This window comes from Cryobacterium sp. Hh7 (assembly GCF_004403155.1).
Classification (GTDB): domain Bacteria; phylum Actinomycetota; class Actinomycetes; order Actinomycetales; family Microbacteriaceae; genus Cryobacterium; species Cryobacterium levicorallinum.
This window is the reverse complement of the sequence record NZ_SOHG01000015.1, coordinates 25,227-37,477: the sequence shown is the minus strand read 5'-3', so window position 1 is coordinate 37,477 and position 12,251 is coordinate 25,227. Positions and strand designations below refer to the sequence as shown.

At 66.9% G+C, this 12,251-nt stretch carries 12 protein-coding genes; 10 read left to right on the top strand and 2 right to left on the bottom strand.

Going from position 1 to position 12,251, the window contains the following annotated elements:
* Positions 1 to 36 precede the first annotated feature (36 nt).
* Positions 37 to 993 carry a type I pantothenate kinase gene (gene coaA / locus E3T43_RS04125; RefSeq protein WP_134471460.1) on the bottom strand — a complete coding sequence of 319 codons (957 nt, stop codon included), beginning with the start codon at positions 991 to 993 and terminating at the stop codon, positions 37 to 39.
* 34 nt (positions 994 to 1,027) lie between these two features.
* Between coaA and glmS the strand changes: the two genes are divergently transcribed.
* Genes glmS through tsaE form a run of 4 tightly spaced genes read left to right on the top strand, consistent with a single transcriptional unit; the run spans position 1,028 to position 4,900 of the window.
* The gene (glmS, locus tag E3T43_RS04120; protein ID WP_134471459.1) at positions 1,028 to 2,878 is read left to right on the top strand and encodes a glutamine--fructose-6-phosphate transaminase (isomerizing); all 1,851 of its coding nucleotides are present in this window, start codon (positions 1,028 to 1,030) and stop codon (positions 2,876 to 2,878) included.
* Between the two features lie 6 nt (positions 2,879 to 2,884).
* Positions 2,885 to 3,235 carry a holo-ACP synthase gene (locus E3T43_RS04115; protein WP_134444698.1) on the top strand — a complete coding sequence of 117 codons (351 nt, stop codon included), beginning with the start codon at positions 2,885 to 2,887 and terminating at the stop codon, positions 3,233 to 3,235.
* 47 nt (positions 3,236 to 3,282) lie between these two features.
* Complete coding sequence (gene alr / locus E3T43_RS04110; protein ID WP_134471563.1) at positions 3,283 to 4,353, top strand: alanine racemase; 1,071 nt, start codon at positions 3,283 to 3,285, stop codon at positions 4,351 to 4,353.
* Complete coding sequence (gene tsaE, locus E3T43_RS04105) at positions 4,346 to 4,900, top strand: tRNA (adenosine(37)-N6)-threonylcarbamoyltransferase complex ATPase subunit type 1 TsaE (RefSeq protein WP_134471458.1); 555 nt, start codon at positions 4,346 to 4,348, stop codon at positions 4,898 to 4,900. Before alr ends, tsaE begins: the two co-directional genes overlap by 8 nt.
* 11 nt (positions 4,901 to 4,911) lie before the next feature.
* On the opposite strand, the gene E3T43_RS04100 is transcribed toward tsaE, so the two are convergent.
* Positions 4,912 to 5,613, bottom strand: coding sequence for a FadR/GntR family transcriptional regulator (locus tag E3T43_RS04100; RefSeq protein WP_134471457.1), 702 nt, complete (start codon positions 5,611 to 5,613; stop codon positions 4,912 to 4,914).
* Between the two features lie 123 nt (positions 5,614 to 5,736).
* On the opposite strand from E3T43_RS04100, the gene E3T43_RS04095 reads away from it, so the two are divergent.
* The 6 genes from E3T43_RS04095 to tsaD all read left to right on the top strand — a co-directional run bounded on the left by E3T43_RS04095 (position 5,737) and on the right by tsaD (position 12,210).
* Positions 5,737 to 7,104, top strand: coding sequence for an SLC13 family permease (locus E3T43_RS04095; protein ID WP_134471456.1), 1,368 nt, complete (start codon positions 5,737 to 5,739; stop codon positions 7,102 to 7,104).
* Between the two features lie 39 nt (positions 7,105 to 7,143).
* Positions 7,144 to 8,370: a CaiB/BaiF CoA-transferase family protein gene (locus tag E3T43_RS04090; RefSeq protein ID WP_134471455.1), complete on the top strand. Its 1,227-nt coding sequence runs from the start codon at positions 7,144 to 7,146 to the stop codon at positions 8,368 to 8,370.
* Entirely contained in the window at positions 8,367 to 9,878 is a 1,512-nt protein-coding gene (locus tag E3T43_RS04085) for a carboxyl transferase domain-containing protein (RefSeq protein ID WP_134471454.1), read from the top strand. Before E3T43_RS04090 ends, E3T43_RS04085 begins: the two co-directional genes overlap by 4 nt.
* Before the next feature lie 87 nt (positions 9,879 to 9,965).
* Positions 9,966 to 10,601 carry a tRNA (adenosine(37)-N6)-threonylcarbamoyltransferase complex dimerization subunit type 1 TsaB gene (gene tsaB, locus E3T43_RS04080; RefSeq protein WP_134471453.1) on the top strand — a complete coding sequence of 212 codons (636 nt, stop codon included), beginning with the start codon at positions 9,966 to 9,968 and terminating at the stop codon, positions 10,599 to 10,601.
* Positions 10,598 to 11,119, top strand: coding sequence for a ribosomal protein S18-alanine N-acetyltransferase (rimI, locus tag E3T43_RS04075; RefSeq protein ID WP_134471452.1), 522 nt, complete (start codon positions 10,598 to 10,600; stop codon positions 11,117 to 11,119). The genes tsaB and rimI overlap by 4 nt, the downstream gene beginning before the upstream one ends.
* 5 nt (positions 11,120 to 11,124) lie before the next feature.
* Positions 11,125 to 12,210 carry a tRNA (adenosine(37)-N6)-threonylcarbamoyltransferase complex transferase subunit TsaD gene (tsaD, locus tag E3T43_RS04070; protein ID WP_134471562.1) on the top strand — a complete coding sequence of 362 codons (1,086 nt, stop codon included), beginning with the start codon at positions 11,125 to 11,127 and terminating at the stop codon, positions 12,208 to 12,210.
* Positions 12,211 to 12,251: the final 41 nt, after the last annotated feature.

Below are 12,251 nucleotides of genomic sequence, written 5' to 3'. Positions count from 1 at the left end.
CCGGGCCCGGTCGCAGGGGAATCGCGGAAGCGCGGGTCAGACCTTGCGCAGCAGCACCTTGGAGACGGCGTGTGTGGGGTCCTTGCGCAGCACGAGTGTCGCCCGCGATCGGGTGGGACGGATGTTCTGCAGCAGGTTGGGCTCGTTGATGCTGGTCCAGATACTTCGCGCTTTGGCACGGGCCTCGTCCTCGGTAAGGGCGGCGTATCGGTGAAAGAACGAGTTCGGGTTCGCGAACGCGCCGCGCTGCAGCTTGAGAAAACGTTCCTCGTACCAGCGGGCGATGTCCTGGGTGCGGGCATCCACGTAAACCGTGAAGTCGAACAGGTCGCTCACCGCCAGGCCGTGGCCCGGCCCGGGCGGCTGCAACACATTGAGCCCCTCGACAATGAGAATGTCCGGCTGGCGCACAACGATCTGCGCGTCGGGCACGATGTCGTAGCTCAGGTGCGAGTAGAACGGCGACCGCACCTCGGGGGCGCCGCTCTTGACCGCGCTCACAAAGCGCAGCAGGGCGCGTCGATCGTAGGACTCCGGGAACCCCTTGCGCTCCATCAGCCCCCGGCGGTTCAACTCCGCATTGGGAAACAGAAAACCGTCGGTCGTGACGAGCTCGACCCGGGGAGTGTCGTCCCAGCGGGCCAGCATCTCCCGCAGCAGCCGCGCGGTGGTCGACTTGCCGACGGCGACCGAACCGGCGACGCCGATCACAAACGGAGTGGGCCGGGCGCGCTGCCCGAGAAACCCGCTGGTCGCGCGATGCAGTTTGCGAGCGTTCGCCGCGTACAGATTGAGCAGCCTGCTTAACGGAAGGTAGACATCCGTCACCTCGTTGATGTCGAGCGGCTCACCGAGGCCGCGCAACTGCACAATCTCGGTCTCTTTGAGCGGCAGCAGGGTGGTCGGCGCGAGGGCCGCCCAGTCGGCTCGGTCAAGTTCCACGAAGGGGGTACCGTGGCCGTTCATTACAGGGGCCAGCACCAGATCGGACATTCCACCAAGCTTAGTCCGGCTAAAATCGACTTCTATGTGCGGAATCGTAGGTTATGTCGGAAGCAACAAGACCGTAGACGTACTCATGGGAGGGCTCGGACGGCTCGAATATCGCGGCTACGACTCCGCGGGTATCGCCGTGATTGACGAGTTCGGGGTGCTCAATACGGCCAAGAAGGCCGGCAAGCTCGTGGCCCTCACCAACGAGCTCAAAGCCCACCCGATCAACGACGGCGCGACCGGCATCGGTCACACCCGATGGGCCACCCACGGCGGCCCCAACGACGAAAACGCGCACCCGCACCTCGGCGACAATAACAAGCTCGCCCTCATTCACAACGGCATCATCGAGAACTTCGCCCCGCTGCGTGACGAACTGCTCGCCGAGGGCTTCACCTTACTGAGTGAAACCGACACCGAAGTGGCCGCTGTGCTGCTCGGACGCGAATACCAGCGCGTCGGCGACCTGGCCGAGGCTTTTCGCACCGTCGTTGCCCGCCTCGACGGCGCCTTCACGCTGCTGGCCGTGCACCAGGACCAGCCCGGCGTCGTCGTCGGCGCCCGCCGCAACTCGCCGCTCGTCATCGGGCTCGGCGACGGCGAGAACTTTCTCGGCTCCGACGTGGCCGCTTTTGTGGAATACACCCGTCGCGCCGTCGCCATCGGCCAGGACCAGATCGTCACCATCACAGCGGATGCCGTCACCGTCACCGATTTCGATGGTCACCCGGTCGAGACCGAGGAGTTCGATGTCGCCTGGGACGCCTCGGCGTCGGAGAAGGGCGGCTGGTCCAGCTTCATGGCCAAGGAGGTCTCCGAGCAGCCGGACGCCGTCGCCAACACCCTGCGCGGCCGCATCGCCGACGGCCACGTGGTCGTACCCGAACTGAGCGCATTCGGCGATGACGTGCTCGCCGGCATCCGTCGGATCGTCATCATCGCCTGCGGAACCGCCGCCTACGCTGGCCAGGTCGCCAAATACGCCATTGAAAAGTGGGCGCAGGTGCCCGTCGACGTCGAGCTCAGCCACGAGTTCCGTTACCGCGACCCGGTCCTCAGTGACGACACTCTGGTCGTTTCGATCAGCCAGTCCGGCGAAACCATGGACACGCTCATGGCCGTCAAGTACGCAATGGAGCGGGGCGCCAAGGCGATCTCGATCTGCAACACGCAGGGCGCGACCATCCCGCGCGAGAGTGATGCCGTCATCTACACCCACGCCGGCCCCGAGGTCGCGGTCGCGTCGACCAAGGCTTTCGTCGCGCAGATCACCGCGCTCTACCTGTTCGCGCTGCACCTGGCCCGGGTTCGCGGCAGTCTCACCGAGGCCGAGCAGGCCGCGCAGGTCGCCGAGCTGCAGGCCATCCCGGCGAAAATCGAGACCGTTCTGCAGGTCGAAGACGAGGTGCGTCAGCTGGCCCGCTGGATGAGCGACACCCGCGCCGTGTTGTTCCTCGGCCGCCACGTCGGGTTTCCGATCGCGCTCGAGGGAGCACTCAAGCTGAAGGAGCTCGCCTACATCCATGCCGAGGGCTTCGCTGCCGGTGAGCTCAAGCACGGTCCGATCGCGCTGATCGAGCCCGGCCAGCCGGTGTTCGTCGTGGTGCCGAGCCCGCGCGGCTCCGCGCACCTGCACCCCAAGGTCGTCTCCAACATTCAGGAGATCCGCGCCCGCGGTGCCCGCATCATCGCCATCGCCGAGGTCGGCGACGCCGCCGTGCTGCCGTTTGCCGACACCGTCATCCGCATTCCGCTCGCACCTTCGCTGTTCGAACCGCTGCTGGCCGTGGTGCCGCTGCAAATGTTCGCCATGGAGCTCGCCATCGCCAAGGGCCTCGACGTGGACCAGCCGCGCAACCTCGCGAAATCCGTCACGGTCGAATAGCCCGCAGTGATCAAGGGCATCGGGGTCGACGTGGTCGACCTGGCGCGGTTCACCCGCCAGGTCGCGCGCACGCCGGGCCTGGTACCACGCTTGTTCGCCCAAAGCGAACGCGGTCTGCCGGTACATTCCCTCGCTGCGCGTTTCGCCGCTAAGGAAGCTCTGATCAAGGCCCTCGGCGACAGTGCGGGGGCTACCTGGCAGGAGATGGAAATCGTGAACGACCCACACGGCAACCCCGAATTCAAGCTCAGCGGGGCGGCCCTGCAAGCGCTGAAAGATCGCGGCATCAGCCGCGTGCACGTCACCATGACGCACGACGCCGGCGTGGCCTGCGCCTTCGTCGTGGCCGAGTCGTGAGCGGGTTTCGCGAGGCCGTGATCGACCTCGCCGCGATCCGCAGCAATATGGCGCACCTGCGTGCGCTGGTCGGCACCCCTCACGCCATGGCCGTGGTCAAGGCCAACGCCTACGGTCATGGCGCCGTGCCCGTGGCCCGCGCCGCCCTCGCCGGTGGCGCCGACTGGCTCGGCGTCGCCGACATCGACGAAGCCCTGCAGCTGCGTGACGCCGGAATCGACGCGCCCATCCTGGCCTGGCTGCACGATCCAGACGCCGATTTCAGCGCCGCCATCGATGATGACATCGCCCTCGGCCTCTCGTCAGCACGCCAACTGCAACGGGCAGCGGATGCAGCGGCGGAACTCGGCAGGGCGGCATCCGTTCATCTCAAACTCGATACCGGCCTGAGTCGAAACGGTGTGCACGAGAACGACTGGGCCGAGGTGTTCGCGCTGGCCGCGGCCCTCGAGCAGGTGGGGCTGCTGCGCGTTGACGGCGTGATGAGCCACCTCTCCAACACCTCAGCCATCGACGACCAGCAGGCGCTGGAGTGTTTCGAGCGCGGTGTCGCCTTAGTGCGTGCCGCCGGGTTGGCCCCGACCCTCGTGCACCTTGCCTCTTCCGCGGCGGCACTGCGGCTGCCAGCCGCGCGCTTTTCGATGGTTCGTTTGGGCATCACCCTGTACGGGCTGTCGCCGTTTGATGATGCCAGCAGCGCCGACCTCGGCCTGGTGCCGGCCATGACCCTGCGCGGCCGGGTCGCCCTGGTGCGCCGGGTCGCCGCGGGCGCCGGCGTTTCCTACGACTATCTCTGGCGGGCGCCGGAAGACTCCACGCTCGTGCTCGTGCCGCTCGGCTACGCCGACGGAATTCCGCGGCAGGCCTCCGATAGTGCGCTCGTGCAGATTCACGGCGCGACCTACCCGCTGGTTGGTCGGGTCGCGATGGACCAGTTCGTGGTCAATCTCGGAGCCGACAATCCAGGCGTCGCCGTGGGCGATACCGTCGTGCTGTTCGGAGACCCGGCCACGGGAGCGCCGAGCGCGACCGACTGGGCCGACGCCGCCGGCACGATCAACTACGAGATCGTCACCCGCATCGGACACCGGGTGCCCCGGCTGCACATCCATGGCTGAGTCGGGTCGGTCTGAACTGCGGCGAACCATCCCCGATGCCGCCGCGATGCACCGTTTCGGTATCGGACTCGCTGCCACGCTGCGGGCCGGCGACCTGATCGTGCTCACCGGGCCGCTCGGCGCGGGCAAGACCACCCTCACCCGCGGCCTCGGCGAGGGGCTGCAGGTGCGTGGCGCCGTAACCAGCCCGACCTTCGTGCTCGCGCGTACGCATCCGAGCCTGGTTGGTGGCCCACCGTTCGTGCACGTCGACGCCTACCGCCTGAACAGCGCCATGGAGCTCGACGACCTCGACATCGACTTCGCCCACTCCATCGTGGTCGTTGAATGGGGTCGCGGCCTGCTCGACGGCATCACCGAGTCCTGGCTCGACATTGAAATCGAGCGACCGCAGGGCCGGTCTGACGCCATCAGCGAAGCGGATGCCGCGGTATCCGTTATCGATCTGGATTACGATCTCGACGAACCGCGCACCGTTACCCTGACCGGTCACGGGCTGCGCTGGGCGGATGCGACCGACTTCGGGCAACTTCGACCGCGGCGCTGAGCCCCAGGCTGCTACTTCAGCAGCGCGACGTCCGAGACGAGTTCGATGTGTGCGAGCATCTTTGCCGCGGCCTCGTCGGCATCCTGCGAGCGGATGGCCGCCGTGATCGCTCGGTGCGACGCCAGGGACTGCTCGGGTCGTCCCGGCTGGGCGAGTGACTCGAGCCGCGTTTCGAGGATCATCTCGGCGATGAATGCCATCAGCTGGGCGAGCACGGGGGAGTGCGCAGCCGTCGTGACGGCTTGGTGGAAGAGCTCGTCGCCGTGCGACCCGCGGTCGCCGACGGCGATTTCCTCGGCCATCACTCGGAGCGCATCCTCGATCGCGAGCAGGTCGGCATCCGTTCGGCGTTCCGCGGCGAGCTCGGCGAGTTTCACCTCCAGGGTGCTGCGGGCTTCCACGATCTCGGGGAGCCGGTTGCGATGTTCGCGGAGCCCACTGATCACCGTTGCGATGCTCGGCCGGTAGACGAGAACGGCGCCGGTGCCGTGTTGAACGTCGATGACACCGAGCACTTCGAGGGCCACGAGGGCCTGGGCGAGGGTGGCGCGGGAGACACCGAGCCGTTCCGCGAGCTCGCGTTCGGCGGGTAACAGGTCACCGGGGCCGAGGTGGGCGGACTCGATGTAGGCGAGAAGCTGGGCCACGAGCTGTTCGTAAAGGCGTGGTTTCGTGACGCGCGTAAGCGGCTGGGGTATTGCGTCCCTCGTCATGTCTGCCTCCCTAAGATCCCTCAGCCCAACTTTACACGGCTCTTGACAAAGTCACCTACTGTCTAGGAGGCTAGTCCAGTGAGCCAATAGCCCACTCTCATCTGAACCTATGGAGGAACAACGATGTCCGCTCCCGTTATCTCAATCATCATCCTGGCGGTGATGTTTCTGATCGCCACGCTTTTGCCCGTCAACATGGGTGCGCTGGCCTTCGTGGGTGCCTTTCTGCTCGGTGCTATCTTCCTCGGCATGGAGACCACCGATATTCTCGCCAACTTCCCGGGCGGGCTGTTCCTCACGCTCGTCGGCGTTACGTACCTGTTCGCAATTGCGCAGGGCAACGGCACGATCGACCTGCTGGTGCGCGGTGCAGTGCGGCTCGTCGGCGGTCGGGTGGCCCTCATTCCCTGGGTGATGTTCGTGATCACCGCCGTGATCACGGCCGTCGGTGCGCTGTCCCCGGCCGCGGTGGCCATCGTGGCGCCGATCGCGCTCGGCTTTGCCCGCAAGTACAAGATCAGCCCGCTGCTGATGGGCATGATGGTGATCCACGGCGCGCAGGGCGGCGGATTCTCGCCGATCGCCGTCTACGGCGTGATCGTGAACAGCCTCATCTCGACCACCGGGCTCGATGCGAGCCCGACAGCGGTGTTTCTGTCGAGCCTCATCTTCAACTTTCTGATCGCCGTCGTGCTGTTCATTGTGCTCGGTGGCCGAAACCTGATGTCGAGCCGGGTCGGACATTTCGTGGAGCAAGCCGCCGAAGCGCGCATGGCCGTGAGTGTCGGTGCGCGCGCCGGCGGTGATGTGGCGTTCAAGGGCTTCGGCTCCGGCATCTACGGCCCCCGCGACCCCGCGGGCGACGGACTGCAGGCCACGGCCACCCGCGGAGAGCGCATCCCGCAGCTTGTGACGGTGGCCGGCCTCATCGCCCTCGCCGTGATCGCGCTCGGCTTCAAGGTTGACGTGGGCTTCGTTGCGATCACCATCGCCGTCATCCTCGCCCTCGTCTCGCCTGCGGCGCAGAAGGGCGCGGTCAACAAGATCAGCTGGTCGACCGTGCTGCTCATCTGCGGCATGCTCACCTTCGTCGGTGTTCTCGAAGAGGCCGGCACCATCGAATACGTGTCGGAAGCGGTGGCCAACCTCGGCATGCCCCTGCTTGCCGCACTCTTGATCTGCTACATCGGTGCCGTCGTCTCGGCCTTCGCCTCGTCAACGGCCATTCTGGCCGCGCTGATTCCGCTCGCCGTGCCGTTCCTCGCGACCGGGGAGATCAGCGCCATCGGCGTGATCTGCGCGCTCGCCGTCGCATCGACCATCGTGGACGTGTCGCCGTTCTCGACCAATGGCGCGCTCGTGCTCGCCAACGCCCCGGATGACGTGGACAAGGACCGCTTCTACAAGCAGATCCTCGCCTACAGCGGAATCGTCGTCGTGGCCGGGCCGGCCATCGCCTGGGCGGTGCTCGTGCTGCCCGGGTGGCTGTAACCCGTCACCGACCCCACGCACCTCGAGAAAGGACCGATCATGAGTACCGAAACCGACACCCGTTCTGAAGCCGACCGGCAGGGTCCCCTCGCGGGCTACCTCGTTGTGGACCTCAGCCGCGCGCTCGCCGGTCCGCACGCGAGCATGATGCTCGCCGACCTCGGCGCACGCGTGATCAAGGTGGAGAATCCAGGCACGGGAGACGATACCCGTGGCTGGGGCCCGCCCTTTGTGGGCCCCGCGAACGATCCGCAATCCACGTACTTTCTCTCGTGCAACCGCAATAAAGAATCCATCGCCCTCGATCTGAAGAGTGACGACGGCCGGGAGGTGCTCAGCGAGCTGCTGCTGCGCGCGGACGTTGTGGTGGAGAATTTTCGTCCAGGGGTGCTCGACCGGCTCGGATTCTCGCCCGAGGCGATGCACGCTCTCAACCCGGCGTTGGTGATTCTCTCGATCACCGGTTTCGGCCACGACGGCCCGGAATCCAGTCGAAGCGGCTACGACCAGATTCTGCAGGGCGAAGCCGGCCTGATGTCCCTCACCGGCTCCGCCCCCGACGACCCTCAGCGTGTGGGCGTGCCGATCGCCGATCTGCTCTCGGGCATGTATGGCGCGTTCGGGCTGCTCGCCGCGCTGCTTCAGCGCGAGCGCACCGGTCAGGGACAGATTGTGCGCACCTCGCTGCTCGCCGCACTGGTGGGAGTGCATGCCTTCCAGGGCACCCGCGCCACGGTGGCCGGCGAGGTGCCGGAGGCCCAGGGCAACCACCATCCGTCGATCGCTCCCTACGGGCTCTTTCCCTGCCGCGGCGGCAGCGTGCAGATCAGCATCGGCAGTGAGAAACTCTGGGCCACCTTCGCAGCCGAGTTCGGCCTCGATGCTGCGCAATCCGAGTGGGCCACCAACGCGCACCGCGTGCGCAATCGGGAGGGCCTCAAGGCTGCCATAGCGGATGCCTTCGCCAACTTCGATGCCGTGACTCTGCTGAAGAAACTGACCGACGCCGGAATCCCGGCCGGCAAGGTGCGTTCCCTGGATGAGGTCTATCAATGGGATCAGGTGCTCTCGCAGGGGCTGCTGATCGATGTTGAACACGAGGTGCTCGGCCGGATCAGCCTCCCCGGGCCTCCGCTTCGGTTCTTCGGACCCGCCGATACGGTCGAGACAACGAACACGATGCACTCCGCTCCGCCCGTGCTCGATCAGCACGGCAACGACATTCGCACCTGGCTCAACCGTTCACTGGAAGGTATCTCACTTTGATTTCTCAACCCGCGCTCGCAACTCGCCACCTCAACGCCACGGAGCTCATCGACGTGGTGCTCGATAACGGGTCCTTTACGAGCTGGGATCAGCCCGTGGTCGACCCCGACCCGAACGAGGCGTACCGGGCCGACCTCGTGAAGGCACGAGCGAAGAGCGGCACCGACGAGGCGGTGCTCACCGGCGAGGGGCTGATCCACGGTCGCCGGGTGGCGATCGTCGTGAGCGAGTTCGGGTTTCTTGCCGGATCGATCGGGCTTTCTGCTGCTGACCGGATTGTGGACGCGATCGAACGGGCCACACGCGAGGGGTTGCCGGTCCTGGCTGGACCGGCATCCGGCGGTACCCGCATGCAGGAGGGCACGTTGGCCTTTTTGTCGATGGTGAAGATCACCGCCGCGGTGCGCGCGCACCGCGAGGCGGGGCATCCGTATCTGGTGTACCTGCGGCACCCCACCACGGGCGGGGTGATGGCCTCCTGGGGCTCACTCGGGCACGTGACGGTGGCCGAGCCGGGCGCGCTGCTCGGGTTTCTCGGCCCGCGGGTCTTTGAGGCGCTGTACGGTAAGAAATTTCCGGAAAACGTGCAGGTCTCCGAAAACCTGTTCAACCAAGGGCTGATCGACGCCGTTGTGCCGCCGGAGCAGCTGCCGGAGATCGTGCACCGCGCCCTCACAATTCTCACCGACCGGGCCTCCATGCCGGTGGCGGCACCGGAGACCCTGAACGTGCGGCCGGCAGCGAGCGGCGCGTGGGCATCCATTCAGATTTCGCGCAACCCGCGGCGACCAGACCTGCGCCAGCTGCTCGCCTACGGCGCGCACGACGTGCTGCCGCTCAACGGCACGGGCGAGGGCGAGAAGGACCCGGGGCTCATGCTCGCCATGGCACGGTTCGGGCAGCAGAGCTGCATCGTGCTCGGGCACATCCGGCCGCGGCCTTCGCAAGACACCAAGATGGGCCCCGGATCGCTGCGGGAGGCCCGTCGCGGCATGCGCCTTGCGGAAGAACTCGGGCTTCCGCTGCTCACCGTGATCGACATCGCCGGGGCCGCGCTGTCGAAGGAGGCCGAGGAGGGCGGCATGGCCGGGGAAATCGCCCGCTCTTTGCACGAGCTGATCGGCCTGCGGTCGGCAACCGTGTCCGTGCTGCTCGGACAGGGTGCCGGCGGCGGGGCGCTCGCGCTGCTGCCCGCCGACCGTACGATCGCCGCCCAGCACTCCTGGCTGTCGCCGCTTCCTCCCGAAGGGGCAAGTGCCATCGTGCACCACAACACCGAGTTCGCACCGGCCATGTCGGAGGCTCAGGGCGTGAACGTGGCCTCGCTGTACGCCAATCGGATCGTCGACCACATCGTGGACGAGCGCCCCGACGCCGCCGACGAGGGACGGGCGTTCTGCCAGCGGCTGGCTGAAGCCATCGAATACGAGCTGTCCTCGCTGTCCACGGTGCCCGTTGACGAGCTACTTCCGCGTCGCTTGGCCCGCTACCGTTCCCTCGGTCGCTGATTCTCGTCCTTTCGACGGATGATGTGACCCTCCAGCCGCAGCGGCCGACGCGCGCAGCGCCTGCCGCATCAAAGCTAGGCTGAGCGGGTGCTACTTGCCATCGATACCTCTGCCGGCACGAGTGTCGCCGTGGTCGACCTTGACCGCGGGATTATCGCCGAACGCGGCGAGGCTGACACCATGCGCCATGCCGAAATCGTCGGCCCGTTCATTCTCGACTGCCTCCTTGACGCGAAGATCACCCCGGCGGATCTCTCCGGCGTGGTCGGCGGCATGGGCCCGGGCCCGTTCACCGGCCTGCGCGTCGGCATCGCCTCGGCGCGTGTGTTCGCCCTCGGCGCCGGCAAGCCGCTCGTGCCGGTGATCAGCCACGACGCCATCGCCTACGGCCACTACCGTCGCGGCCACACCGGCCCGCTCGTCGTCGTCACCGACGCTCGCCGCCGCGAAATCTACTGGAGTGCTTACAGCGAAGCGGATGCCGTCGGCCTGCCCGTGCGCGTCGGCCCACCCGGACTCGCCAAACCAGCCGAACTCGACGAGCCAGCCTGGCGGCACGCGCTCTGGCCGCGCCTCGACGCCGCCACGGTGTCGGCCGGGGAACTCGGCCTGGTCGCCGAACTCAACTATGCCCATCGGCGCCCGTTCGCTGCGAACGAGCCGCTGTACCTGCGCTCACCCGACGTCACGCTCTCGAATGGACCCAAGCGGGTCAGCCGATGACGTGGCAGCTGCGCCGTGCGCACGAGGCAGACCTCGCGGCGATCATGCACCTCGAAACCAGTATCTTTGAAAACGATGCCTGGTCACCGCCGATGATGGCAAGGGATCTCGGCGACCCCGCCTGCTATTACCTTGTTGCTTTTCCCCCGGACGACCCGGATAACATCGAGGCCTACGCCGGACTGCTCGCTCCGCAGGGAGCCACCGAGGGCGACATTCAGACCATTGCCGTCGCCGACTCGGCCCGCGGCCACGGCCTCGGACACACCCTGATGCAGGCCCTCATCTCCGAGGCCCGCAAACGCGGCGCCCGGCTGGTGTTTCTCGAAGTGCGCGCCGACAACCCCAGCGCCCAGCGTCTCTACGATCGGCTCGGATTCGTGGAGGTCGGCGTGCGCCGCGGCTACTACCAGCCCGACAACGTTGACGCCATCGTCATGCGCCTGAATATTCCAGAATTGGAATCTATGCTCACCGTCCCAGAATCAGCCGTGCCCACCTCCGCGGAGAATCCGTGACGACCATGAACCGCACCGCCCTGAATCGATCAGAACCGCTCGTACTCGGCATCGAGACCTCCTGCGACGAGACCGGCATCGGCATCGTGCGCGGAACCACTCTGCTCTCCAACACCATCGCGAGCTCGATGGACGAACACGCCCGCTACGGCGGCGTCGTACCCGAAATTGCCGCGCGAGCCCACCTTGATGAGCTCGTGCCGGCCATTGACGCGGCCGTCGCCGAGGCCGGCATCCGCTTGAGTGATCTCGATGCCATCGCCGTCACCTGCGGTCCGGGGCTCTCCGGAGCTCTCATGGTCGGGGTCGGCGCCGCCAAGGCGCTCGCCGTCGCCCTCGACAAACCGATTTACGCGGTCAACCACCTGGTCGGCCACGTCGGTGCCGACCTGCTGCGCGGCGCTACCAACACCAACGACACCGAGCCACTCGAGTACCCGACGATCGCGCTGCTCGTGTCGGGCGGGCACACCTCGCTGCTGCTCGTGCGTGATCTGGTCAGCGACGTCGAGCTGCTCGGTGAGACCATCGACGACGCCGCCGGGGAGGCCTTCGACAAGGTCGCCCGGCTGCTCTCGCTGCCCTACCCCGGCGGGCCGCAGATCGACCGGGTCGCAGCCCTCGGCAACCCGAAGGCCATCCGCTTTCCGCGCGGACTCAGCCAGCCCAAGGACATGGCCGCGCACCGCTACGACTTCTCATTCTCTGGCCTCAAGACTTCGGTCGCCCGCTTCGTCGAACAGCGCCAGGACGCCGGCGAGCCCGTGCCGACAGCTGACGTCGCGGCGAGCTTTCGCGAGGCGGTGGTCGACATTCTGCTCACCAAGGCCCTCGCCGCGTGCGCCGACCACGACGTGCCGCGGCTGCTGCTCGGCGGCGGTGTCATCGCCAACGCTCGACTGCGCCAGGTCGCCACCGAGAGAACGGATGCTGCCGGCGTTGTCCTGCGCATCCCGCCGCTCTCGCTCTGCACCGACAACGGCGCCATGATCGCCGCCCTCGGCGCGCAACTCATCATGGCCGGGCATGAGCCCTCGACCCTCGAATTCGGCGCCGATTCCACCCTGCCGGTCGGGGAGATCCAGGCTTGAGCAACGCCCAGTCGCCGGGTACCCGCTAACGGGATAATCTG